24 protein-coding genes are annotated in these 23,198 nt (G+C 68.1%); 14 read left to right on the top strand and 10 right to left on the bottom strand.

The window, feature by feature from the left end; translation table 11 throughout:
* The first annotated feature begins 31 nt into the window (after window positions 1-31).
* From ACWZHB_RS20745 to ACWZHB_RS20715, 7 genes are all read left to right on the top strand, one after another.
* Window positions 32-814 carry a peptidyl-tRNA hydrolase gene (locus ACWZHB_RS20745; protein ID WP_427903507.1) on the top strand — a complete coding sequence of 261 codons (783 nt, stop codon included), beginning with the start codon at window positions 32-34 and terminating at the stop codon, window positions 812-814.
* Between the two features lie 139 nt (window positions 815-953).
* The gene (locus ACWZHB_RS20740; RefSeq protein WP_427903506.1) at window positions 954-1,112 is read left to right on the top strand and encodes a hypothetical protein; all 159 of its coding nucleotides are present in this window, start codon (window positions 954-956) and stop codon (window positions 1,110-1,112) included.
* Window positions 1,113-1,130: 18 nt separating this feature from the next.
* Window positions 1,131-1,967, top strand: coding sequence for an ABC transporter ATP-binding protein (locus tag ACWZHB_RS20735; protein WP_427903505.1), 837 nt, complete (start codon window positions 1,131-1,133; stop codon window positions 1,965-1,967).
* Between the two features lie 199 nt (window positions 1,968-2,166).
* On the top strand, window positions 2,167-2,973 hold the full coding sequence (locus ACWZHB_RS20730) for an NUDIX hydrolase (protein ID WP_427903504.1): 807 nt from the start codon (window positions 2,167-2,169) through the stop codon (window positions 2,971-2,973).
* A gap of 9 nt (window positions 2,974-2,982) precedes the next feature.
* Window positions 2,983-3,759, top strand: coding sequence for an enoyl-CoA hydratase-related protein (locus tag ACWZHB_RS20725; protein WP_427903503.1), 777 nt, complete (start codon window positions 2,983-2,985; stop codon window positions 3,757-3,759).
* A 215-nt stretch (window positions 3,760-3,974) separates the two neighbouring features.
* Complete coding sequence (locus tag ACWZHB_RS20720; protein WP_266291959.1) at window positions 3,975-4,952, top strand: methyltransferase domain-containing protein; 978 nt, start codon at window positions 3,975-3,977, stop codon at window positions 4,950-4,952.
* Window positions 4,953-6,176: a THUMP-like domain-containing protein gene (locus tag ACWZHB_RS20715; RefSeq protein WP_427903502.1), complete on the top strand. Its 1,224-nt coding sequence runs from the start codon at window positions 4,953-4,955 to the stop codon at window positions 6,174-6,176.
* Between the two features lie 48 nt (window positions 6,177-6,224).
* Here the strand turns inward: ACWZHB_RS20715 and ACWZHB_RS20710 are convergent, their stop codons facing one another.
* Window positions 6,225-6,764, bottom strand: coding sequence for a DUF1697 domain-containing protein (locus ACWZHB_RS20710; RefSeq protein ID WP_427903501.1), 540 nt, complete (start codon window positions 6,762-6,764; stop codon window positions 6,225-6,227).
* 121 nt (window positions 6,765-6,885) lie between these two features.
* Window positions 6,886-7,632: an acyltransferase gene (locus tag ACWZHB_RS20705; protein WP_378900544.1), complete on the bottom strand. Its 747-nt coding sequence runs from the start codon at window positions 7,630-7,632 to the stop codon at window positions 6,886-6,888.
* Window positions 7,633-7,754: 122 nt separating this feature from the next.
* On the opposite strand from ACWZHB_RS20705, the gene ACWZHB_RS20700 reads away from it, so the two are divergent.
* Window positions 7,755-9,047, top strand: a complete 1,293-nt coding sequence (locus ACWZHB_RS20700; protein WP_427903500.1) for an outer membrane protein assembly factor BamB family protein — start codon at window positions 7,755-7,757, stop codon at window positions 9,045-9,047.
* A 67-nt stretch (window positions 9,048-9,114) separates the two neighbouring features.
* On the opposite strand, the gene ACWZHB_RS20695 is transcribed toward ACWZHB_RS20700, so the two are convergent.
* Window positions 9,115-10,125, bottom strand: a complete 1,011-nt coding sequence (locus ACWZHB_RS20695) for a polysaccharide deacetylase family protein (protein ID WP_427903499.1) — start codon at window positions 10,123-10,125, stop codon at window positions 9,115-9,117.
* Between the two features lie 115 nt (window positions 10,126-10,240).
* On the opposite strand from ACWZHB_RS20695, the gene ACWZHB_RS20690 reads away from it, so the two are divergent.
* Complete coding sequence (locus ACWZHB_RS20690) at window positions 10,241-11,578, top strand: putative glycoside hydrolase (protein ID WP_427903498.1); 1,338 nt, start codon at window positions 10,241-10,243, stop codon at window positions 11,576-11,578.
* 34 nt (window positions 11,579-11,612) lie between these two features.
* Here the strand turns inward: ACWZHB_RS20690 and ACWZHB_RS20685 are convergent, their stop codons facing one another.
* The 4 genes from ACWZHB_RS20685 to ACWZHB_RS20670 form a co-directional block, all read right to left on the bottom strand.
* The gene (locus ACWZHB_RS20685) at window positions 11,613-11,975 is read right to left on the bottom strand and encodes a SpoIIAA family protein (protein WP_427903497.1); all 363 of its coding nucleotides are present in this window, start codon (window positions 11,973-11,975) and stop codon (window positions 11,613-11,615) included.
* Between the two features lie 465 nt (window positions 11,976-12,440).
* Window positions 12,441-13,694 (bottom strand): glycosyltransferase family 4 protein, encoded by a 1,254-nt coding sequence (locus ACWZHB_RS20680; protein ID WP_427903496.1) that lies wholly within the window; start codon window positions 13,692-13,694, stop codon window positions 12,441-12,443.
* A complete protein-coding gene (locus ACWZHB_RS20675; RefSeq protein WP_427903495.1) occupies window positions 13,691-15,235 on the bottom strand; it encodes a 1,4-alpha-glucan branching protein domain-containing protein in 1,545 nt (514 codons plus the stop codon). Before ACWZHB_RS20675 ends, ACWZHB_RS20680 begins: the two co-directional genes overlap by 4 nt.
* The gene (locus tag ACWZHB_RS20670; RefSeq protein ID WP_427903494.1) at window positions 15,232-16,020 is read right to left on the bottom strand and encodes a class I SAM-dependent methyltransferase; all 789 of its coding nucleotides are present in this window, start codon (window positions 16,018-16,020) and stop codon (window positions 15,232-15,234) included. The genes ACWZHB_RS20675 and ACWZHB_RS20670 overlap by 4 nt, the downstream gene beginning before the upstream one ends.
* A gap of 187 nt (window positions 16,021-16,207) precedes the next feature.
* Between ACWZHB_RS20670 and ACWZHB_RS20665 the strand changes: the two genes are divergently transcribed.
* From ACWZHB_RS20665 to ACWZHB_RS20645, 5 genes are all read left to right on the top strand, one after another.
* Entirely contained in the window at window positions 16,208-16,993 is a 786-nt protein-coding gene (locus tag ACWZHB_RS20665; RefSeq protein WP_067449214.1) for an electron transfer flavoprotein subunit beta/FixA family protein, read from the top strand.
* A 37-nt stretch (window positions 16,994-17,030) separates the two neighbouring features.
* Window positions 17,031-17,987 (top strand): electron transfer flavoprotein subunit alpha/FixB family protein, encoded by a 957-nt coding sequence (locus tag ACWZHB_RS20660; protein WP_427903493.1) that lies wholly within the window; start codon window positions 17,031-17,033, stop codon window positions 17,985-17,987.
* A 104-nt stretch (window positions 17,988-18,091) separates the two neighbouring features.
* On the top strand, window positions 18,092-18,769 hold the full coding sequence (locus ACWZHB_RS20655; RefSeq protein ID WP_427903492.1) for a Uma2 family endonuclease: 678 nt from the start codon (window positions 18,092-18,094) through the stop codon (window positions 18,767-18,769).
* A gap of 226 nt (window positions 18,770-18,995) precedes the next feature.
* Window positions 18,996-19,976, top strand: a complete 981-nt coding sequence (locus ACWZHB_RS20650) for an aminoglycoside phosphotransferase family protein (RefSeq protein WP_427903491.1) — start codon at window positions 18,996-18,998, stop codon at window positions 19,974-19,976.
* Between the two features lie 122 nt (window positions 19,977-20,098).
* The gene (locus ACWZHB_RS20645) at window positions 20,099-21,631 is read left to right on the top strand and encodes a serine/threonine-protein kinase (RefSeq protein WP_427903490.1); all 1,533 of its coding nucleotides are present in this window, start codon (window positions 20,099-20,101) and stop codon (window positions 21,629-21,631) included.
* An 11-nt stretch (window positions 21,632-21,642) separates the two neighbouring features.
* Here the strand turns inward: ACWZHB_RS20645 and ACWZHB_RS20640 are convergent, their stop codons facing one another.
* Genes ACWZHB_RS20640 through ACWZHB_RS20630 form a run of 3 tightly spaced genes read right to left on the bottom strand, consistent with a single transcriptional unit; the run spans window position 21,643 to window position 23,191 of the window.
* The gene (locus ACWZHB_RS20640) at window positions 21,643-22,077 is read right to left on the bottom strand and encodes a type II toxin-antitoxin system VapC family toxin (protein WP_427903489.1); all 435 of its coding nucleotides are present in this window, start codon (window positions 22,075-22,077) and stop codon (window positions 21,643-21,645) included.
* Entirely contained in the window at window positions 22,074-22,316 is a 243-nt protein-coding gene (locus ACWZHB_RS20635) for a ribbon-helix-helix protein, CopG family (protein ID WP_427903488.1), read from the bottom strand. The genes ACWZHB_RS20640 and ACWZHB_RS20635 overlap by 4 nt, the downstream gene beginning before the upstream one ends.
* Window positions 22,317-22,336: 20 nt before the next feature.
* Window positions 22,337-23,191 (bottom strand): LysR family transcriptional regulator, encoded by an 855-nt coding sequence (locus ACWZHB_RS20630; protein WP_427903487.1) that lies wholly within the window; start codon window positions 23,189-23,191, stop codon window positions 22,337-22,339.
* Between the last annotated feature and the right edge of the window lie 7 nt (window positions 23,192-23,198).

Genomic DNA, 23,198 nt, shown 5'->3' with positions numbered 1-23,198 from the left:
GGACTGGTGTCGATCGAACGGGTGTTGTGGCATGGGTAGTGGGTTGGAAACCGAGGAGCAGACCGAGGCGGAGTTCCGTGACGAGTCCGCCGGATTCGCCGCTCGCCATGCGGAATTGGCGCAGGGTTACGGCGGCAACGGCGACCCCGACGACCCGGCGATGGTGCAGGCGATGCAGATGGTGCTGCACATTCCCAAGGCCGACCCGCCCGCCCGCAGCGCTCTGCTGGAAGCGGCGGCCGCGGCGGCCGTCGCTGTGTGCCTCGACCCACGTTCGGGGCCGGGCGGGGAGTGGGAACCGCGCTACCTCGCGTGGAAGCGGTCGCGGATCAGGAAGGTGGCCAGGCGGGCGCGTGGCGCGCAGTGGGTGGCCGCGGGGGACGTGGACGGGGTGACTGTCGATGTCGACGGCGCGCAGGCGCGTGCGTTCGTCCCCGGACCGGTCGGGGAGATCGATCAGCGCATCCGCAAACTCCAGATCGGCGGGACCGACCTCGAGCACGACGAGCCAGGTCCGGTGGATCCCACAGTGCCGGTGCTGTGGGTGAACGCGGCATTGGAGATGTCGGTGGGGAAGGCGGCGGCGCAGGTCGGTCATGCCAGCATGCTGCTCGCAGGCGCGCTGCCAGTGGACGCGGCGGCCGCATGGGCAGCACGCGAGTTCCGGTGTGCGGTGCGCGACGCTGGCGAACAGCAGTGGGCGGGACTGGTGGCCGAGGTGACGGCGGGTCGTGCGGTGGCCGTGCGTGATGCCGGTTTCACCGAGGTGGCGCCCGGCTCGATGACGGTGATCGCGGTGCCGCCACGGGAGTGAGCGCACGACACGCGCGAGGTGAATCCGGCAGTTGGATCACGGCTTTCGCGACTCGCCGCGACAAAGCGGTGTGGGGCCGGTAACTCGCGGGTATACGTAACCGACGGCCAGGCACATCGAGGCACAGGGAGGTTCCGCGATGATGACGACAATTGTGGTGATCCTGATCGTCTGGGTCGTGCTCTCGGTGCCTGTCTCCTTCATCGCCGCGCGAATATTGCGTAGTGAAATTCGCAACGCGAATGACCCGTCCACGACCAGCGCCGACGAATCTCGTACGGGCCGGTCGCTGCGCTGAGAGCCCGCGTGGGCCAAGATGGAGCGCGTGTCGCAACCCGATCCCGATCTGCTCATCGACTTCTCCGATGTGACCATCCGTCGCTCGGGCCGAACCCTGGTCGGCCCTGTCTCGTGGCAAGTAGAGCTCGACGAACGCTGGGTGGTGCTCGGCCCGAACGGCGCGGGCAAGACCTCGCTGTTGAGAATGGCCGCCGCCGAACTCCATCCGACCTCCGGTAACGCGAACCTGTTGGGGGAGACGCTCGGTCGCGTCGACGTCAGCGAACTGAAACCGCGCATCGGGTTGTCCTCGGCGGCGGTGGCCAGCCGGATCCCGGTGGACGAGAAGGTCAGCGACCTGGTGGTCTCGGCCGGCTACGCGGTGCTCGGCCGCTGGCGCGAACGCTACGAGGACATCGATACCGAACGCGCCGTCGATATGCTGGAAACCCTGGGCGCCGAACACCTTTCCGACCGCACCTACGGCACCCTGTCCGAGGGCGAACGCAAGCGCGTACTCATCGCGCGTGCCCTGATGACCGACCCGGAACTGCTGCTGCTCGACGAACCGGCCGCGGGCCTGGATCTGGGTGGGCGTGAGGAACTCGTCGAGCGTCTCGGCGATCTCGCCGCCGACCCCGACGCGCCCGCGATGGTACTGGTGACCCACCACGTCGAGGAGATCCCGCCCGGCTTCACCCACGCGTTGCTGCTCAAGGAGGGCGAGGTGGTCGGCCAGGGACTCCTGGGCGATGTGCTCACCGCCGAGAATCTGAGCAGCGCGTTCAGCCAGTCGATCGCGCTCGACCGGGTCGATGGGCGATGGTTCGCGCGGCGGGCTCGTCGGTCGGGCGGGCATCGCCGCCGGAACTGAGCGGCCTCGTCCAACTGCCACGCGGGCGCACCGATAGCCGCGCTGACCTCGCAGGCGTCCGATCGCCGGGAAGCCCGGCGCACGGTCGACCAAGCGGGCGTTAGGGTGCTGAAAGGGCTGCGCTCGAAGGAGGTAGCCCGGTCCGGTCGGTAGACCGGTGGTCGCCGGGCACGCGGTTCGGTGGTGGAGAGGAACGATTATGAGTGAGTCCGGGGTCTCCGCGCGGGACGCGTCGACCGTGATGCTGGTGCGTGACGGCGCGGCGGGTATCGAGGTGTTCCTGCAGCAACGGGTGAAGGGGATGGCGTTCGCGGCCGGGGTGACGGTGTTCCCCGGCGGTGGCGTCGACGCGGCCGACGGAACGGCCGACATCTCCTGGACGGGCCCCGAACCTGCCTGGTGGGCAGACCGTTTCGCGACGGACGAACAGACCGCGCAAGCGCTCGTCGCCGCGGCCGTGCGGGAGACCTTCGAGGAATGCGGCGTGCTGCTGGCCGGACCGACCGCGGATTCCGTCGTCGACGATTCGGCGCGCTATCGCGCGGCGCGCGGCAAGCTCGAGCGCCGCGAACTGTCCCTCGCCGATTTCCTCGCGGCCGAGGGCTTGGTGTTGCGCGCCGATCTCCTGCGTCCGTGGTCGAACTGGATCACCCCCGAGGCCGAGCCCCGTCGCTACGACACCCGCTTCTTCGTCGCGGTGCTCCCGCAGGGCCAGATCGCCGACGGTGCCACCTCCGAGGCCGCCCAGGTGAGCTGGCGGACTCCGCAGGACGCCCTGGCGAGCTGGCGCGCGGGCGAACACGTGCTGATGCCGCCGACGTGGTCGCAGCTCGACGCGCTGTGCGGGTTCGCCGACACCGCTGCCGTGCTGGCCGCCGACCGCGTGGTCGAGCCGATCATGCCGAAGTACGCGCCGGGCGAGGGCGGTCGCCCGCTGTCGAATTTCCCCGACAACGAACGGTATTTCGACCAGCTGCCGCAGTTGGGTGCCTTCGGCGGCCGGTAAGTTGACCGCATGGCCGAATTCGTGACCCTCGAGCTGCCCGCCGAGCCGACCACCCGTGGCGTCGCGCTGCTGCGCATCGATCGTCCGCCGCTGAACCTTGTCGATGCCCAGCTGGCCCGTGAGGTGGCGGCCGCGGCGGCCACGGTGGCCGACCATCCCGGGGTTTCGGCGCTGATCGTCTATGGCGACGAGCGGGTGTTCAGTGCGGGTGACGAGATGTCGGAGCTGGCCGAGCTCGACGCCGGGCAGGCCGCCGCCATGGCCGCCGATCACCAGGCCGCGCTCGGCTGTCTCACGCGGGTGCCGCAGCCGACGGTCGCCGCGATCACCGGCTACTGCCTCGGCGCGGGCCTCGAACTCGCGCTCGGCGCCGACCACCGGATCGTCGGCGACAACGTGAAACTCGGTCTGCCGCAGATCAAAGCGGGCCTGATCCCGCTCTCGGGCATCCGCCGCCTCTCGCTGCTCATCGGCGCGAGCCGCGCCAAGGACCTCGTCTACACCGGCCGTTTCGTCGGCGCCGAGGAGGCCGCGAAGCTCGGCTTGGTCGATGAGGTCGTCGCCCCCGACGATGTCCTCACCGCGGCGCGCGCGTGGGCGGCCCAGTTCGTCACCGCCGCGCCGCGCGCCCTCGCCGCCGCGAAGGCGGTCTTCGAATCCGGCCCGCACGGCCACGCCACCGCTGTCACCGAATGGTCGGCCCTGTTCGACACCGACGACGCCCGCACCGGCACCCGCACCTTCGCGGCGGAGGGGCCCAATGCCGCCACCTTCACCGGCCGCTAGCAACCAGCTCGGAACCCTCGTTAACTTCGCGCATGCTGATCGTGCGGCAACCTGGGTAACTCCCAGCGACTTCGTCGCGGTGGCGTGCGAAGCGCCTGTTCGGCCCGGCGTCGGCGCGCGCTCGCGGGCGGCGGGCGGTCGGTCCCGTGTGGTGGAAAGGCCCGTCGCTCGTCCCAGCAGCAGCGTGCCCGGGCGCACATATTAGGCTGGCCTGCATGACGGTCCATCCCGACGACCCGGCGCCGAACCCCCACGCCACCGAGGCCCAGGTCGAAGCAGCGCGCAAAGACACCAAACTCGCCCAGGTCCTGTACCACGACTGGGAAGCGGAGACCTACGACGACAAGTGGTCGATCTCCTATGACGAGCGCTGTATCGCGTATGCGCGCGGCCGGTTCGACCTCGCCGTCGGCCCGGCTCCGCTGCCGTACGAGCGCGCGCTCGAGCTGGGCTGTGGCACGGGGTTCTTCCTGCTCAACCTGATGCAGGGGGGCGTGGCCAAGTCCGGTTCGGTCACCGACCTCTCGCCCGGCATGGTGAAGGTCGCGCTGCGCAACGCCGAGCACCTCGGCCTCGATGTCGACGGTCGCGTCGCCGACGCCGAGACCATCCCGTACGACGACGACACCTTCGATCTGGTCTGCGGCCACGCCGTGCTGCACCACATCCCCGATGTGGAGCTGGCGCTCAAGGAGTGCCTGCGCGTGCTCAAGCCGGGCGGACGCTTCGTCTTCGCCGGTGAGCCGACCACCATCGGCAACATCTACGCCCGCCGCCTCGGCCAGGCCACCTGGAAGGTGACCACCGAGATCACCAAGCTGCCGTTCCTGGCCGGCTGGCGTCGTCCGCAGACCGAGCTGGACGAATCCTCCCGCGCCGCCGCCCTCGAGGCCGTCGTCGACCTGCACACCTTCGACCCGAGCGATCTCGAGAAGATGGCGAAGTCCGCGGGTGCGGTCGATGTGAAAGCCACCACCGAAGAACTCGCCGCGGCCCTGTGGGGCTGGCCGGTGCGCACCTTCGAGGCCGCCGTCCCCGACGAGAAGCTGACCATGCCGTACCGCCTGGCGCAGTACCGCGCATGGCTGGGCCTGAGCTGGCTGGACGAGAACGTGCTGCGCAAGGTCGTGCCGCGCGAGTTCTTCTACAACGCGATGATCACCGGCGTGAAGCCGGGCGCGGCGCAGAAGTAAGTGGGCTATCGCTTCGGCCGCGACGATGTCGCCTATCTCGGCAGCGCGGCAGGCCGTGCCGCGCTCGCCGAGGTCGACCGGCTGGAGCTGACCCCCGCGACGCACCTGCGCGATATCGAGCAGGTGCGTCGTTCGCACGGTGATCGCGCCGCGGCGCTGATCGAGACGGTGCGGCTGCGCCGCAAGGCCGTGGTGAAGCTGCCGGCGGCGGGCGAGTGGTTGTTCACCGACGACGCGTTGCAACAGGCCACGCCCGCGCTCGTCGCCCGGCATCGGGCGGCCCGATTGGCCGGTCGCGCGGTACACGACGTCACCTGTTCGATCGGTGCGGAACTGTCCGAGCTGGCCGCGGCCTGTCCGGCGGTGATCGGCAGCGATCTCGAGGATGTCCGCTTGGCCATGGCCGCACACAATCTCGGGGTCGGTCCGGTGTCGGCGGCGATTTCGGATGCCGTTTCCTCAGCGGCTGACGGCCGAAACGTTGTGTTGGCCAAGGCTGACGCCCTGGTGCCGAGCACCCGCGACACCGTGATCATCGCCGATCCCGCGCGTCGATCCGATGGTCGCCGCACCTACGATCCCGCGAAACTCCAACCCCCACTCCCGGATCTGCTCGCCGCCTACGCGGGCCGCGACATCGCCGTGAAATCCGCGCCCGGCCTCGATTTCGACCGCCTCGGCTGGGCAGGCGAAGTGGAAATCGTCTCCCTTGACGGCGCGGTCCGCGAAGCCTGCCTCTGGTCGCCCGGGCTGACCGAGCCCGGCATCACCCGCCGCGCGACCGTCCTCGATTCCCGGGGCACGACAACAACTCTCACCGACGCCGCCCCCGACGACATTCCCGACCGCGCCCCCGGTGACTTCATCGTCGACCCCGACGGAGCGGTCGTCCGCGCGGGCCTGGTCCGCCACTACGCCGCGAAACACGGTCTCTGGCAACTGGACCCACAGATCGCCTACCTCACCGGCGACACGGTCCCCGCTGGCATGCGCGGGTTTCGCATCGAGGACCGCTTCGAACTTCGCGAGAAGACGCTGCGTCAGGAGCTCGCGCGCCGTGACTGCGGCTCGCTCGAGATCCTGATCCGTGGAGTCGACGTCGACCCCGACGCGCTCCGCAAAAAGCTCAAACAACGGGGCTCGACCCCCTACACGCTGGTGATCACCCGCATCGGCCGCGCAGGTGTCGTCTTCCTTTGCCGAGCGGTCGCCGCCACCCACTGACAGGTGCTCGGTGTGGTTCCACAGGCCTGCCTTCGTCTGAAGTGCCGTTCAGCCTTCCATCTTCTTCACCACGCGCTGCACCGTGAGCCAGGTGCGGGTGGTGATGTCCTTGCCGTAGGTCTTCTCCAGGCGGGCCATGAAGTCGGGGGTTTTGCCGACGCTGTTGTCGTTGACGGTGAGGAAGGCGCGGGCCTCGCGGTCGTAGCCGATGACGCGGGTGAGCGAGTCGTCGGCGAAGGCTTCGGTATCGGCTTCGCGCATCTTCGCTTTGAAGAAGGTGACGGTGAGGTAGGAGCCGCGTTCGTGGGGGAGGCCCGCGAAGGGGTCGCGGTCGAGCAGGGCGCGGAGTTCGGGGTGGCTGCGGATGATGGTGCCGCCGGGGATACCGAGTTCGGCGTTGAGCGCCTGCTGGATGCGCTCTTCCAGGTCGGCGGGGTCGTCAGCGGTGCGGAAGACGACATTGCCGCTCGAGAGCACCGAGACGACCTTCTCGAAGCCGAGCCCCTCGAACACCCCGCGCAACTTCTCGTTGCGCATGTTCGGGTTGGTCGGCATGATTCCCCGCAGCAGCGCCGCATAGCTCTCCACGCCGCTGACCGTACCGATACCCACCGACAGAAACACTGAATTCGGCGGCCGTGTCAGCCCGACTCACCGCGCCCCGGTTTGATTCGGCCGATTCGAGTGAACCGGCCGAATCGCACGGCGGTCAGGCCTGAGCGGCGGCGTTCTTCTTGCGCTCGATGTCGGCCAGCGCGGCCATGTACGCCTCGCGCTCCTCGGCACTGGCATCCCACGCCACCTTGCGGTTCTTCACGACCTTGGCGGGAGCGCCGACCGCGATGCTGTAGTCGGGGACATCCCCACGCACCACCGCGTGCGCGCCGAGCACGCAACCGCGGCCGACCCGGGTGTCGCGCAAGACGGTCACCTTCGCCGCGATCCAGGTGTCGGGACCGATCCGCACGGGACTCTTCACGATGCCCTGGTCCTTGATGGGCATGTTGATGTCGTCCATGCGATGGTCGAAGTCGCAGATGTAGCACCAGTCCGCGACCAGCGTCGATTCGCCGATCTCGATGTCGAGGTAGGTGTTGACGACGTTGTCCTTGCCGAACACCACCTTGTCGCCGATGCGCAGCGAGCCCTCGTGGCAGCGCAGGGCGTTGCCGTCGCCGATGTGCACCCAGCGCCCGATTTCCATCCGCGCGAATTCCGGGGTCGCGTGGATTTCCACATTGCGGCCGAGGAACACCATTCCGCGCAGCACGATATGCGGGTTGGCCAGGCGGAACTTGGCCAGGCGGTAGTAACGCACCAGGTACCAGGGGGTGTAGGCGCGGTTGGCGAGCACCCACCGCAGCGAATCCCTGGTCAGGAACCGGGCCTGCTGCGGATCGCGGCGGCGTGATCCACGCCAGCGCGCGCTCAGCGGCGCGCCCCACATGCTCGTCACGAACTACTCTCCCGTCATGATCCCGCCGGGCCAGCCCCGGGGATTCGGTCGTCGGGTACACAGAGTACTTTCGCAGGGCACACTTACCGTGCCATACCCCGATTACACAGGGAGATCAGCAGGTGCGAACTCGGACTCGCGTCGTTGCCTCGCTCGCTGCCGCCGGTGTGGTGGCGCTGGCTGGGTGCGGCACCGATGTGGACGACATCACGGTCGGCGCCGGAAAGGGTTGGCCCGCAACGCATCACGATGCCGGTAATGCGAGCAGTAGCCCGGTGCCGGGTGCGGACGCGGTGTCGCTGAGCTGGTCACGTCCGGTGGGCGGCCCGATCGCCCAGCCGTTGACGATCGGTGCCGAAGGACAGATGTTCGTCACCACGAGCACCGGCAACTGCGCGATCTTCTCCTTCCAGATGCTCACCGGCCGCAAACGCTTCTGCAACCCGCTCGGGCCCTCCACGATCGAAGCGCCGACCGTGCTCGACGGGGTCAGCAATGTCTACGTCGGCGACGACGGCGCGGTGAATTCGTTCAACTACCTCGGTCAGCCGCGCTGGCGCACCCCGGTCGCGGGGGTGCCGGTGGCTATCCAGTTCACCGGCGACGGCAACGTGCTGACGGTGACGCAGTCCGGTCAGGTCGACGTGCTGAGTCGTCAGACCGGTGGCCGTGAGGTGCCGACGGTGCAGCTGCTCGGCGAACCCGACTTCCTGAAGTACCCCGGTCTCACCCGTCCCGCTTCCGGCGACGGTCTCGATGACTGCGGGACCGGCGGCCCGCGCTGTGCCGTCGCCAACACGACCGCCGTCGACCCGTCGACCGGCCGCTTCTTCGTCACAGTCTGGGAGCCGGGCAAGCAGGCGGCCGCGCTGCGTGCGATGCGCTACGCCGACGGCAGCGTGTCCCAGGAGTGGAGCGCGGAGATCCTCACCGATGGCAGCGCCACCAGCCCCGCGCTGTCCGCCGATGGCGACACCGTCTACATCGGCGACAACAGCAAGCGGCTCATCGCACTCGATACCGCCGACGGCGCCACCCGCTGGGTCCAGCCCCTGCCGTGGGCGCCGCGCGGCGGCATCTCGGTCGCGGGCGATCTGATCATCCCCGCAGGCGACGACGGCTACCTGGCAGCCTTGCGCGACAATGACGACAGCGCCGAAATCGTCTGGGAGCGTAAGGATCTCGCGCTTCGCGGTACTCCCGCTCAAACCGCGGGCGACATCGGCTACACCGTCGCCGCCATCGGCGCGGGTCTGAACCTCATCACCTTCGACACTGCCACGGGCAACACCATCGACTCCGACCCGCTTCCGGGCGCAACGGGCACCACCACGGGCACCTCCATCGGCCCCGAGGGTGAAGTGGTCGTGGCCACCCGGCTGGGCGAAATCTTCACCTTCACCCCGGACGCCTGATCAGCACTCCTCCGCTGCGCACGGCCGGAGGTACGCCTGACCGCGTTCAGTGGCGTGCGCGCCGACGTCAGTACGGGTTGGCTCGGTCCAGCCAGCGCGCGTCGAGTTCCGTCGCGCGCTGGCTGGTGAAGGAGATGCGAGCCGGGTCGCCGTCGGCGGTGTAGCGCTGGTCCGGGTTGGCGGCGAGCCAGTCCAGCCAATGGGCCGAGTCGAACGGGACCGCGCCCCGACCGGATCGGATGCGCGGCACGCCGCCGGGGTCGACCGCGCCGTACGGGGCGGGGGCGGGGTTGGAGCCCACCAGCAGCACGGCGTCGAAGCGGTAAGCGGTGCCGTCCCAGCTGCCCGCGGTGGCCAGCGCGTGATCGCGGGGATACACGCCGAGCGGTAATGCCATGGTGCGCACGGTGATCGCGGGCGTGGCCGCGGTCACCGCGCGCACGTTCTGCACGAGTTCGCGTTGCACGCCGGCGGCATCCAGGCTCGCGAGATTCGCGTGATCGGCTGTATGCGCGCCGATTTCGTGGCCGTTCGCCGCCAGCCATGGCAATGCGCGCGGGTCGCCGCCGAAGGGCTCGTTGTTGACGTAGAAGGTGGCAACGGGCCGGAAATCTGGGTAGCGGGCGCCGAATTCGGCGAGGATGCCGGCGGCGCTGTCCGGGGACACTGTGCCGGTGTCGGTGAAGCTGAGCTGGCTGCTGGTGGAGTCGTCGAAGGTGAGTACCACCGGGTGGGTGCCTGCGGGCAGGTCGAGGTCGCCCGAAATGTACTGCGCGGCGGTCACCGGACGGTAGCTCTCGCGGTACAGCCGTTCGAGTTCGTCCCGGAACTCCGCCGGGGACTGGTCGTACTCGCCTGCCGGGTTAGGGGTGATCTGGTGATACATCAGGATCGGGACGAAACCCAGTTCGTTGGCGGCGATATCGGCCGGGTTCGGTGGTGCGGGTTTCGCTGTCGTCGGGGGCACGGCTGGTGGTTCGGGCGGAGCCGACGGTGGTGCCGCGGCGCACGCGGTGAGTGCCGCAGCCAGCAAGAGCGCAGGCAGGAGTCGGATCACCGTGTTCGAACTGCCTGACATCGAGTCAATATAACGCGCCCGCAAAGGTTTTCAGTTGATCTTGTCGATAACCGGCAACCCGCGCGGCAACTGCGGGATAGTGGCCTGACAACGGCAGTGGAAGGCGGGGTAGGCGGTGGGATTGCGGCTCGAGTCGGTCGATCGACGGCGATGGGCGACCATCGCCACGGTTGCCGTAGTCACCGTGGTGATAGCGGCCCTGCTGGCCGGATTCGCACTGGGTAGGTCCGACGAACTACCCGCTACAGACACCGCGTCGCCGATACTCCAGGTGACACCGCTCGAGGCCGCGCGTTCGTATCGCGCGCCGATCACAGTGCGCGGCACCGCGATCGACGCGGTGCGGGTGTCCATCGGCTCGGCGGTGGTGACTCCCGCGCCGGACGGGGCCTTCGAGCTCGAAGTGCCGTGGGCACCTGCCGTGGAGGTCATCGCGGTGGACGCCGCGGGCAATCAGAGCAGCAGTATTGCCGTCACATCGTTCGCGCTGCCGCGGATGCGCGCCGTGCACGTCACCGCGCACGCGTGGTCGCACGAGGGTCTGCGCGAGGCCGTACTCGATCTCGCTCGCGAAGGGCGTATCGACACCGTCCAGCTCGATATCAAGGACGAGGACGGCGTCGTCGGCTACGACTCCCAGGTGCCGCTCGCTCGCGAATCCGGTGCTGTCGCCGCGATTTACGACGCACCGTCGGCCCTGCGGCAGTTGCACGACATGGGCTTGCAGGTGGTCGGCCGCATCGTCGCGTTCCGCGACCCGACCGTGGCCGCCTGGGCCTGGCACAGCGGCCGACCCGACTGGGTCGTCCAAAACCCCACCGGTCAGCCCTATTCCAGCCACTACGGCCCGATCGCCTTCACCAATGTCGCGCACCCCGACGTCCGCCGCTACAACATCGACCTCGCGATCGAAGCCGCCCAGCTCGGCTTCGACGGCATCATGTACGACTACGTCCGCCGCCCCGACGGCAGCCTGACCAGCATGCACTTCGCCGGCCTCACCGACACCCCCACCGCCGCGGTCGCCGACTTCCTCGCCCAGAGCCGCTACCCCGTGCACCTCGCAGGCGCCCACCTGAGCGCCGCCGTGTACGGAATCGCGTCCACCCGTCCTGACGAGATCGCCCAGGACATCCCCCTCATGTCCCGCAGTGTCGACTACGTGGCCCCGATGATCTACCCCTCCCACTGGGGCCCTGGCGAATACGGCGTCACCAACCCCAACGCCCAGCCCTACGACATCGTTTTCCGCTCACTGAAGGACTTCCAGGCCGCCACGGCGGGCACCGTCGCGAAAGTAGTCCCCTGGCTCCAGGACTTCAGCCTCGGAGTCACCTACGGCGACGCCGAACTCCGTGCGCAGGTCGACGCCACCCGAGACGCGGGGATCGACAGCTTCTTCCTCTGGAACGCCGCCACCCGCTACCACGGCGGCGGACTCCACCCGGTATGAGCCGGAGCAAGCCCTCAGCGCGACCCCGCGCGGTTCACTGAACCCAGGCGAGCGCATCCCCCTCGTCGGCCACCGGAAACACCCGCACCTGCGCCGGAATCAGAAACCCAAGCAGATGTACAGCCTCGCCCAACACCCGGTGATCGGTGACCAACGCGATCCGCCCCCACATGTCCCGCGGGACCTTCACCAACTCCAGATCCTTCGCCATGGCCCCCAACGAATACCCGTCGAATTCCTCGCCGAGCACATAGACCAGGTTGATCGGCTCCTCGTGCTCGACGGCCTTCCTGATCGCCGGATCGAGCACGCTCACATAGTCGTCGGCAGTCACCGTCCCGCTGGCCCGGAACCCGATGGTCGCGGCGGGCAGATCAGACATCGGCTGCAGAGGCATCGGCTCTCCTCGAATCGAAGGCAATTGTCCAGACCCCGCGACCCTAGATCCGAACCACTACTCTCACCTCACCCATCGCGGATGAACCGCCCAGAACTCCTCTGCGCGGCAGTCGAACTATTCGGCTGTTTCCGTCTGGTCGAGGCCGACCTGCTCGGCGCCGCGGGGACCCAAAATGAATGCTTGTTGCCGCATCCAAGACCCTGTGATATTCGTGCTGCAAGTTCCACGAGACACTGGTGAAGTCGTCTTCTGTCCAACGATAGAGATGCTCGAGTTCGAACTGGACTGCAGACAGGAACTCCAATTCCCCGCGCTCCGCAGGAAGCGTGGTTTTCCCGGACATCGAGCTTGGGTCGTTTGCAGTAGCTCGAATATTCGGCGTGTGCATCGTTCGTAGTTCTCGTAAACCGCCATGTCGTGGCACAGACAGCACCTGGCGGTGCACCTGAATTGCTCACGCTCCTATTTCGGATCTCGTTCCGGGAGTGGCCTTTCCACGATGTCGGGGCGGCCGAGGGAGGTGCGGACCCGGCGTTTGGCGGCGGTGTAGACCTGGGCGGTTTCGGCGGCTACTACGTCCCAGGCGAAGTCGGCGGTGAGGCGGGCCCGGGCGGTGTGGGCGCGGGCCTGGGCGGTGGACGGGTCGTCGAGGGTGGCGCGGGTGGCGTCTACCAGGCCGTCGATGTCGGCGGGGGCGAAGGACGCGCCGGTGACGCCGTCGATGACCGCTTCGCCCAAACCGCCTGCGGTGGAGGCGATCAGGGGGACGCCCGCGGCGGCGGCTTCGAGGGCGACGATGCCGAAGGGTTCGTAGCGGCTCGGCAGGACGATCGCGTCGGCGCCGTGCAGCCAGCCGAGGAGTTCGTCGTGGCCGAGGCTGCCGACGAAGTGGACGGCGCGGGCGACGCGGTGCACGCGGGCGCGTTCACGCAGCCACTCGAACTGGGTGCCGACGCCGGCGACAGTGAGCGTGGTGCCGGGGTGGGCGCGGCGGATGCGGGGGAGGGCGGCGATCGCGTCCTGCACGCCCTTCTCGTATTCGAGGCGGCCGACGTAGAGCAGGCGCGGCGGGCCGGAGCGTGGCGCGCGGGGGCGGAAGGTCCACGAGCCGACGTCGATGCCGTTGCGGATCACCGTGATCGGAGCCAACTCGGGTCCGTAGAGGCGTTCGACTTCGTCCTGCATGGAGGTCGAGCAGGTGATGAGCTGATCGGACTCGTTGGTCAGCCACCACTCCACCGAGTGGACCTGCTTGTTGACCCGGCCCGATACCCAGCCGCTGTGGCGCCCGGCCTCGGTGGCGTGGATCGTCGAGACGAGCGGCACGTCGTAGTACTCGGCCAGCGCGATCGAGGGATGCGCGACGAGCCAGTCGTGCGCGTGCACCACATCGGGCGTCCAGCCCTCGCCGACGCCGGGCTTGCCGAGCGCGACCCCGGCCCGCACCATCGCGTGGCCCATGGCCAACGTCCAGGCGAGCATGTCCTCGCCGAAGTCGAAGCACGGCGGGTCCTCGGCCACCGCGACGACGAGCACCCCGTCGGCGATGTAGGAGTGCGTGGGGTGGGTGACCGAGTCGGTCCCCGTCGGTCGGCGCGCCAGCACCACGACCTCGTGACCAGCCGCGGCCAGCTCGACGGCCAGGTGATGCACATGCCGCCCGAGCCCACCGACCACGACCGGCGGGTACTCCCACGACACCATCAAAATCTTCATTGAAATCCTTCAGCGGCGGCCGGCGGGACAGCGGTCGGCAACCGCCGCGCGTCCAGACCAGGGAAGAATCCGTCGGCCATCGCCCATCCTGCCGCGAGACGGGTCGCTTTGGCGAACTGTCCGGCCCCGATCGCCTCGGCTAGCTCACGGACCGCGTGCGCGTGTTCGTGCGCGCGATCGCGTGCGTACCCGGCGGCCGAGTCCTTGCTGACCATGAACGCCCAGTCGCTGGACACCGTGAGAATCGCCTCGCGCAGCAACTGATCGGCGACCGGGTCGCGCAGGGAGCCGTCGCGGCGCACCTTGTCGAGGGTGTCCATGGCGAGTCGAACGATGTCGGCATTGAGCTCGACGAGGTCGGCAACCTGGTCGCCCGCCCAGACCCGCCAGTCCTTGCCGGAACCCCACGAGGAGTCGTTGAGCTGCACAGGTTCGCCCACGAAGCCGTTCTCGCGGGCATCGGCGAGGGTGCCGACATTCACACCCGCTTCGGGCAGCGCGCGCAGCACCTGCTCCAGCCACTGCGGCCCTTCGTGCCACCAGTGCCCGAACAGTTCGGTGTCGAAGGCGGCCACCACGAGGGCGGGCCTGCCGATCCGCGCGGACTCCTCGATCAGCCGGGCGCGGACGGTCTCGACGAAGTCGGCGACGTCGCGGGTGACCGCTTCGGCCGCCAATTCGGGATCGTAAGGGGCCTTGTCAGGACCGTCGACCGTCTTGCCGGTGACGCGCGAGGGCTTGAGTCCGGTCGCGTGGTCGTAGTGATGGAAATCTCGGTAGGCGCTCTGGCCGGGATAGCCCTGTTTGGGCGACCAGACCCGGTAGCTCACGGCGAGGTCGCGCCCGAAGGCGACCACGTCGGATTCGCGCACCGGCCTGCCGAGCGAGGTGTCGCCGCGCAGCGACGGACCGTCGACCATGAAGTGGGTGATGCCCGCGGCGTCGTACCCCTGCTCCATGCCGGGGGTGTAGCCGCATTCGGGTGCCCAGATACCGGTGGGCGTGGTGCCCCAGCGCAGTCGCGCGTCGGCCAGGCCCTCGGTGAGCTGGAACTGGCGCAGGCGCGCGTCGAGCAGCGGCTGGAACGGGTGCGCGAGGGGTCCGCCGAGCAGTTCGATCGCGTCGGCGTCGATCAGCGAACGCCACACCGGTGAACCGCCGTGACGCCAGTTCTGGTCGAAGTCGGCCAAAGCCGTTGCGGCGAGGCGATGTTCGTGACGGCCCAGCGCCACGTTCCCCGACATCGACGCTTCGTCGGCGCGCAACTGCCAGTTGCCCAGCCAGTGGTGCATGCCCGCGAGGCAGTGCGGATCGTCGAGCTGCGCGGCGAGCACGGGCGTGATGCCGAGGCTCAGCAGATGCGAACGCCCTTCGGCGGCAAGATTTTTCAGCACCCGAACCAGCGGCAGATACGACGCGGCCCAGGACTGGTAGAGCCATTCCTCGCCGACCGGCCAGCGCCCGTGATGGGCGAGCCAGGGCAGGTGGGAGTGCAGAACCAGCGTGAACTGACCCGGCACGGCGGAGCGAGAATCGGTCAACGTGTTGCCTTTTCGGCGATCGCGACCAGATCCAGGCTCGCGTCGATATCGCCCGGGCGCAGGTCGAAATCGTCGATGGTCACGGCGGCGACGTCGGCGGTGAGATCGGCGGGCCACGGCTCACCGGCCAGCGCGCGCTCGATCTGGGCGTCGATGAACGACCCACCGTGCTTGGCGTCGAGGGCTTTCAGGCTCGCGCCGTGGTGCACGCCCAGCATCTCGGCGACGGCGAACCCGGCGTCGACGAGCAGTTCGGTGAGCTCGGTCGCGTTGAGTTCGCGGGTGTGGAACGGGTTGAGCGGGGTGTCGCGACCGGGGGAGAAGGTGATCCGGTTCGGGGTGCTGATCAGCAGCACGCCGCCGGGGCGGAGCACGCGCAGGCACTCGCGCAGGAACTGTCCCTGGTCCCAAAGGTGTTCGATGACCTGGAAATTCACCACGACGTCGACGGATTCGTCGTCGAGGGGCAGTGCGGCGAGGTTGCCCTGGATCATCTCCACGCGCGGGTAGCGCGCGCGCACGTGGGCGACAGCGCCCTCGTCGTAGTCCAGACCGGTGACGCGCTGTGCGACGCCCGCGATCATGTCGGCGCCGTAGCCCTCGCCCGAGCCTGCCTCGAGCACGATCTTGCCGGTGCAGCGATCGAGCAGGCGGGCATAGGCGATCTCGTGCCGACGGAACCAGTAGTTCTCCTCGGCGATGCCGGGCACCGTCCGCTCGCCGGTCAACGGCAGTGGTTCATGTGTGGCGGCCACAGGTGCGGCAGGGATCACAGCCTCGCTCATTGCTCCGAGGTTACTGGTACCGCCGGTTCACGCAGGAGTCAGGGACCTCTTGCGCAGGTAGGTTACCCACGGGTAACTTAGCGTAGGGTAGTGTTCCGAACTGAGCTAGATATCTCACACGGACGTACGGCTGAGCTCGTGCGGCCCCACCACACACGTGTCCCCAGAAGGAGGTCGACGAAGACCGATGCCGAACATCGTCGTACTCATCAAGCAGGTCCCCGATACCTGGTCCGAGCGCAAGCTGACCGATGGTGACTACACCCTCGATCGCGAAGCCGCCGACGCGGTGCTCGACGAGATCAACGAGCGCGCCGTCGAGGAAGCGCTGCTGATCAAGGAGGCACAGGGCGGTGAGGTCACCGTGCTGGCCGCCGGTCCCGACCGCGCCAACGAGGCCATCCGCAAGGCGCTGTCCATGGGCGCCGACAAAGCCATCCACATCAACGACCCGGCGATCCACGGCTCCGACGCCGTGCAGACCGCCTACGTGCTTGCCGCCGCGCTCGGCCAGGTCGAGGGTGTCGAGCTGGTCATCGCCGGCAACGAGGCCACCGACGGCCGCGCCGGTGCCGTGCCCGCGATCATCGCGGAGTACATCGGCATCCCGCAGCTGACGCACCTGCGCAAGCTCACCGTCGACGGCGACAAGATCACCGGCGAGCGCGAGACCGACGAGGGCGTCTTCAAGCTCGAGGCGTCGCTGCCCGCGATCGTCTCGGTCACCGAGAAGATCAACGAGCCTCGCTTCCCCTCCTTCAAGGGCATCATGGCCGCGAAGAAGAAGGAAGTTCTGGTCTTCACCCTGGCCGACCTGGGCGTCGACCCGGAGACCGTCGGTGTCGCCAACGCGGGCACCCAGGTCACCGGTGCCACCCCGAAGCCGGCTCGCACCGCGGGCGAGAAGATCGCGGACGAGGGCGAGGGCGGCAACCAGATCGCGTCCTACCTCATCGGTCAGAAGATCATCTGATCCGGCGCCGTCCGAGACTTCTAAGGAGAAAGAACTAATGGCTGAAGTACTTGTGCTCATCGAGCACGCCGACGGTGCCGTGAAGAAGGTCAGCACCGAACTGCTCACCGCCGCCCGTGCGCTGGGCGAGCCCGCCGCCGTCGTGACCGGCCCCGCCGGTACCGCCGACAAGCTGGCCGCCGCGCTGGCCGCCGGTGGCGCCGAGAAGATCTATGTCGCCGAGTCCGACGACATCGAGGGCTTCCTGGTCACCCCGAAGGTCGACGTCCTGGCCGGCCTGGTCGATTCCGCCGCGCCCGCCGCCGTGCTGGTCGCCGCCACCGCCGAGGGCAAGGAGGTGTCGGGCCGCCTTGCCGCGCGCATCGGCTCCGGTCTGCTCGTCGACGTCATCGGCGTCAACGCCGACGGCTCCGCTGTGCACTCCATCTTCGGTGGCGCGTTCACCGTCGACGCCAAGGCCACCGGCGACGTGCCGGTGATCTCGATCCGTCCGGGTGCGATCGAGTCCGCTCCGCAGGCCGGCGCGGGCGAGCAGGTCGTCGTCGAGGTTCCGGCGCAGGAAGACGGCGTCGTGAAGGTCATCTCGCGTGACCCGATCGTCGGTGGCGACCGCCCCGATCTCGCCGAGGCGAGCATCGTGGTCTCCGGTGGCCGCGGTGTCGGTTCCGCCGAGAACTTCGCGGTCGTCGAGGCGCTGGCCGACTCGCTGGGTGCCGCTGTCGGCGCCTCGCGTGCCGCGGTCGACTCGGGCTACTACCCGGGCCAGTTCCAGGTGGGTCAGACCGGCAAGACCGTCTCCCCCCAGCTCTACATCGCACTCGGCATCTCCGGCGCCATTCAGCACCGCGCCGGCATGCAGACCTCGAAGACCATCGTCGCTGTCAACAAGGACGAGGAAGCACCCATCTTCGAGATCGCCGACTACGGCATCGTGGGCGACCTGTTCAACGTCTCCCCGCAGCTGACCGAGGCCGTGAAGTCCCACAAGGGCTGATCGCCACCCGGTTGAGTTGACCTCGGCCCGCGAAACCTGTTCCCGCGCACGCGCGGACCGGTTTCGCGGGCCGTTGCCGTGTGTGGCTGACTATTGTGACGCGTATGTCCCTACCCGGTGTCGAGCGTCCTGACCTGCCTGAATTCATGACGTGGGAAGAGCTGGAGCAACTTCCCGAGGAGATCGCTGATCAGATCGAGCTGTGGGACGGGCGAGTCGTCTGGGTGCGCCGGGGGTTCGGTAACCGGCCCGCCGACGCCCGACCGGGTGAGCACCAGACCGCAATGCGCCGTCTGACCAACGAACTCGAACGTTGTGCTCGAGACGAAATGTCCGCGCCTCCTGAAGGGCGTTGGCGGGCAAATTTCGAAACCAACGTCTTCTTCGGTAGCACCGGGAAATCAGACTTCGTCACCCCGGACTTCCTCGTGCATCGCTGCCTTCCGCCGGGCTCCGATGTCCGCGCCACCGACACCGTGCTGGTCGGCGAGGTGCTGTCACCATCGAATACCCCGTCCGAAATAGAAGCGAAGAAGGCCCGCTACGCGAGCGCCTGCATCGCCTCGTACTGGGAAGTCGACCTGACACCAGACCTCACCGGTATCGGTGCCCTTCGCGTGTACATCCTCGAAATCGGCCATGCCGAGCTGCCGCCAGGAGTCCGGCCACTCCGCAACGCCAACTACCTACTGGCGGGCGAGTGGGTCCCCGAATCCGGCGCGGGCATCTCCTTCCCTTACCCCTTCTCGATCGAAATCCCCTGGGCCGCGCTGGCTTTCTGACAGTGGCTCCCGCCCGCCGATCTGCGTCCCGCTCGGAACTGGATCCGCCGTCATCGGGAGCACGAGCTTCGACACGATCGATGCCGACCTCTCGGCCATCCTCCGGTGCACGCTGCTGCCCTCGCTGAGCGGCGCGCCGCGGTGTACGGGTTAGCAGGTCGAGCTCGGTTAGAAGGGGTCCGACCAGGAGTTTGACCTGCGCGGTCGGTGTGGGCAGGCTGGGTTGATGTCGTTGGGACGTGTGGTGTTGCCTACGGAGGTCGAGGAGACGGTCCGGGAGGTGTTCGGGCGGGTCGGGGCGCGGTGGATCGATGAATTGCCCGGTGTGGTTGCGGGTTTGGCGGAGCGCTGGGGGCTGACGGGGTTGTCCGCGCCGTTTCGGGGCGGGACGCATGCCTATGTGGCGGCCGCGCAGCGTGCGGATCGGTCGTGGGCGGTGTTGAAGGTGCCGATGGTGGACGAGGAGAACGTTGCCGAGGCGTCGGCGCTGCACGTCTACGCGGGTGACGGTGCTGTCCGGTTGCTCGACTTCGACCCCGGCAGCGGTGCGCTGTTGCTCGAATGGGCGCGTCCCGGAACGGAATTACTGCACCAGCCAGGGTTTCCGAGTCTCGAGGGGCGACCGGAGAACGCGGAGAAGGTCGCGTTCGCGTGCGGGCTGTATCGCCGATTGCGGCGGCCGGCCAGCACGGTCCCCGCGGGATTCCCGCCCTTCCCGCTGGCCACCGAACTTGTCGCAGGCCTGCGTGATCGGCTGACCACACCGAATCCGGCACTGGCCGAACTTCTTTCGTCCCAACTGCGCGAGCGTGTCGACTACTGGTGCGGTGAACTGGCCGCGTCCGACGGCCCGCTGCTGATCGTCAACCGCGACACCCATCTCGGCAATATCGTTGCCGCCGAACGTGAACCGTGGCTGCTGATCGACCCCAAACCGTGCCTCGGTGAGGCAGCCTTCGACGCGGGCTTCCTGCTCATGATCCAGATCCAGTCGAATCCGACGCGAGAACACGCGGATACCGTCGTCGCCGCCACCGCCGCAGCTCTGGATGTCGACCCCGAACGGGCCCGTGGCTGGGCGCTGGTCCGAGCCGTGGAAGAGATGGCGTGGGCGATCGAGGACGAGGATCACGACATGCTCACGCTGCATACCTCGGTGGCGTATGCGCTGGTCGGCGCACCGCTGAACCCCACCGGTCGCGACTGACCGGCGGACGTCGACGAGGTGGATCGCCTGACGGCTGTGTCCGGACGGCGCTGGGTAGATGGCCGAAAGCTGTGCGCGCGGGTAGCGTGCGAGACTGCGAGTGGGGACAGTGAGGAGTGGTTGTGCTGCAGGCGGGGGCTGATTTCGCTGGGTACCAGGTGGAAGGTGTACTGGGACAGGGCGGGATGGGCACGGTCTACCTCGCCAGGCATCCACGGCTGCCGCGCAGCGTCGCGCTGAAACTGCTGAATCGGGAGTTCTCAGCCGATCAGGAGCTGCAGCGCCGGTTCGAGCGCGAGGCCGATGTCGTTGCCCAGCTGGACCATTCGAGCATCGTCGGGGTATACGACCGGGGTAGCGACGACGGGTATCTGTGGATCGCGATGCAGTACATCCGCGGAACCGATGCCGCCGCTTGGGATTCGCACGCGCACCAGCCCGGGGTCACCGCGCGGCTGGTCGGTGAGACGGCCGCGGCGCTCGACTACGCGAACCGGCACGCCGTGCTGCACCGCGACGTCAAGCCCGGCAACATCCTGATCGCCGACGCCGAACACGGCCGCGAACTCCGCGCGGTACTCACCGATTTCGGCATCGCCCGCGTCACCACCGCCAACACCCAGCTCACGGCGACCGGCACGTTCACCGCCACCCTCGCCTACGCCTCACCCGAACAACTCTCCGGCGAGATCGTCGACCACCGCAGCGACCAGTATTCCCTGGCCTGCACCCTGTTCGCTATGTACGCCGGCCACCCGCCCTACACCGCCACCAACCCCGGCCAGGTGGTCGCGGGCCACCTGTCGCAGCCGGTACCGCGCCTCACCCTGGTCAGATCCGATCTGCCACCTGCGGTAGACAGCGTGATCGCGCGAGCAATGGCCAAGCGGCGCGACGAGAGATTCAGCAGTGCAACGGAATTCACCGACGCGTTCCGGGATGCGCTGGAAGGCAGACATGTCGCCGCACCGACCGTGCGCCAACCGTGGACCGACCCTGCGCGCCAGGGGCACAGCTCCGGCGAACACGGACAGCGACCGTGGGCCGATCCCGCGCATCAGCGGCACGGCTCCAGCGGTCACGGGCAGCAGTTAGGCCAGGGGCAATGGCCCGAGCAGTTCGACCAGGGGGCATGGCAGCAGCCGGCACCCGGTGCCATGGTGGCCGATCCGCGACGCGCGCCCGCCGCCTACGCGCAGCCGTGGCAGCAGGCCGCGCCGACCAGACGCGTGCCGTCGCGCGGGACCGCCATGACCGCCGGAATCGGAGCACTCCTGATCGGTGTAGCTCTGCTGTGCCTCACCGTCTTCGTGGCCTTCTTGACAAGTCAGGCAAAGAGCAACGGGCTCAACACGGACGGCAACGCGATCGCCATCGTGCTCTTCGGCATCGCCGGAATTTTCGGATCCGCCGCCGGGGTGCTGCTACTGCAGGGCAGGACGGCAGGCAGAGTGATGGCGATGATCGTGACGGCTCCGGTCCTGCTGTATGCGCTCGGCTGCGTCATCGCCGCCACTGTCGAGGAGGTTTACCTCGGGACCGTCGGTGCGGCGGTGGGGTTCTTGATCGCGGCTGGTCTGATCGGTTGCGCGGCCGCCCCGTCGACCGGTCGCTGGATCCGCTATCGCAAGGCTTTGCGCGCGAATCGCTGGTGATATCCGGCGGGTCAGAGATCCGCGGGCAGAATGCGGAACGATCGCATGCCGGGCGTCAACGGCTCGATCGCCCGAAAGTCTCGCTGGTCGAGGGTGAAAATGCTGTTGGTGCGGTACTTGTCCGCGAGCGCGACGCCGACCGCATCGGCCAAATCGAGCCGCAGAGCTGCGTACTTCGCGCGAACCGACTGTGCCGCATCGAGATCCACGTGCTCGAGTTCGGCCAGCTTGTACCGGCCATCGATGAGTCGCCTCATCAAGGCGTCCGTGACCTGCATCGCGGCGTCGAAGCCGAGGTCGCGATGCACCAGACGATCGAGTTCGGTGAGTACGAGTGGCGAAATCAGCAGCGTTTCGGACTCCATCACCTGGAGTGACTGCGCGTGCTCGGCCTGGCCTTTGTCGAAGGCCGCGAACAAGGCGGACGTATCAGCGACGACGATCATCGCCGGGACGACCGGGACTTGATGTGGTCGTAGACGGCGTCATTCATTTCCTCGGCAGTGCGTGACTGCCCACTGTCGAAGACCGGCAGCGGCTCATCGAGTTTCGGCCTCTCGGACGCGTCGAGCAGCATGGTGATCCCCCGTCGAATGAGTTCGGCCTTGCTCACCCCGGTCGCGGCTGCTTCGGCGTCGAGCCGGACCTCGATTTCCTCAGGGAGGTACACGGTCGTTTTGATCACACCACATAGGGTGCCACCCATCAGTGCTGGTGGAGGGCGTCCAGGAGGGTTTGGACGATGGGGTTTTCGCGGGCGTCTTCGCGGAGGACGGCTGAGACCGGGATGCGAAGGCGGTGGTCGGTGAGGTCGAGGGTGAGCAGGCCCTTGGTGGGGCCCTCGTAGAGGATCGTCCAGGATTCGGGGCGGTTGAGGAGTTCCATGGTGGCGGTGTGGTCGGGCGGGATCGGGGGGCCGAAGGTGGGGCCGGTGGGGAGGTCGGCGAAGGCTGAGCGGATCAGTGTGTGCAACAACACCTGCTCCTGCTCGGGGGGGAGCAGAAGCGGATAGGGGCTCAGATCGGCGAGAGTGACCGCGCCGCGTTCGGCCAGGGGGTGGTTGCTGGAGATCGCGATCACGAGGTCTTCGACCCATAGCTGCTCCACCGCCAGGCCAGGCTGGTCCACGCTGCCGCGGATCAGTGCCAGGTCGCAGTCACCGTCGGCCACCGCGGTGATCCGCTGGCGGAACGGTTTGATCACGTACTCGATCTCGGCGTCGGGGTGGGCGGCCCGCGCGGTGGCGATCGCCGAGAGCGACGGTGCGGCGAAAGACATGTTGGCGGCCAAGCGAATTCGCGGTCCGGTGGTGCGCACGGCGGCGCGGATCGCCGATTCCAGGCTCAGCATCTGCTTGGCCAGCGGCAGAAGGCGCGAGGTCGCGTCGGTTGGGACGACGGCGCGGGTGGTGCGCTCGAAAAGTTGCGCGCCGAGGTCACGTTCCAGTCTCGCGATCTGATGACTGATCGCGGATTGGGAGATGAAGCAGCGGTTGGCCGCGCGGCTGAAACTGAGCTCCTCGCAGACGGCCACGAAGTAGGCCAACTGTCGAAGTTCCACCAGGTAC

This window comes from Nocardia sp. FBN12 (genome assembly GCF_054031145.1).
Note: the sequence above shows the minus strand (reverse complement) of the source record. Positions and strands in the feature narration are given on the sequence as shown.

Bases quoted from the DNA above. Each gene is read 5' to 3' on its own strand.
- ACWZHB_RS20735 (WP_427903505.1), top strand. From the start codon at position 1,131: ATGGAGCGCGTGTCGCAACCCGATCCCGATCTGCTCATCGACTTCTCC.
- ACWZHB_RS20680 (WP_427903496.1), bottom strand. From the start codon at position 13,694: ATGAAGATTTTGATGGTGTCGTGGGAGTACCCGCCGGTCGTGGTCGGT.
- ACWZHB_RS20665 (WP_067449214.1), top strand. From the start codon at position 16,208: ATGCCGAACATCGTCGTACTCATCAAGCAGGTCCCCGATACCTGGTCC.
- ACWZHB_RS20640 (WP_427903489.1), bottom strand. From the start codon at position 22,077: ATGATCGTCGTCGCTGATACGTCCGCCTTGTTCGCGGCCTTCGACAAA.
- ACWZHB_RS20650 (WP_427903491.1), top strand. From the start codon at position 18,996: ATGTCGTTGGGACGTGTGGTGTTGCCTACGGAGGTCGAGGAGACGGTC.
- ACWZHB_RS20670 (WP_427903494.1), bottom strand. From the start codon at position 16,020: ATGAGCGAGGCTGTGATCCCTGCCGCACCTGTGGCCGCCACACATGAA.
- ACWZHB_RS20725 (WP_427903503.1), top strand. From the start codon at position 2,983: ATGGCCGAATTCGTGACCCTCGAGCTGCCCGCCGAGCCGACCACCCGT.
- ACWZHB_RS20745 (WP_427903507.1), top strand. From the start codon at position 32: ATGGGTAGTGGGTTGGAAACCGAGGAGCAGACCGAGGCGGAGTTCCGT.
- ACWZHB_RS20685 (WP_427903497.1), bottom strand. From the start codon at position 11,975: ATGCCTCTGCAGCCGATGTCTGATCTGCCCGCCGCGACCATCGGGTTC.
- ACWZHB_RS20660 (WP_427903493.1), top strand. From the start codon at position 17,031: ATGGCTGAAGTACTTGTGCTCATCGAGCACGCCGACGGTGCCGTGAAG.
- ACWZHB_RS20655 (WP_427903492.1), top strand. From the start codon at position 18,092: ATGTCCCTACCCGGTGTCGAGCGTCCTGACCTGCCTGAATTCATGACG.
- ACWZHB_RS20720 (WP_266291959.1), top strand. From the start codon at position 3,975: ATGACGGTCCATCCCGACGACCCGGCGCCGAACCCCCACGCCACCGAG.
- ACWZHB_RS20695 (WP_427903499.1), bottom strand. From the start codon at position 10,125: ATGTCAGGCAGTTCGAACACGGTGATCCGACTCCTGCCTGCGCTCTTG.
- ACWZHB_RS20740 (WP_427903506.1), top strand. From the start codon at position 954: ATGATGACGACAATTGTGGTGATCCTGATCGTCTGGGTCGTGCTCTCG.
- ACWZHB_RS20730 (WP_427903504.1), top strand. From the start codon at position 2,167: ATGAGTGAGTCCGGGGTCTCCGCGCGGGACGCGTCGACCGTGATGCTG.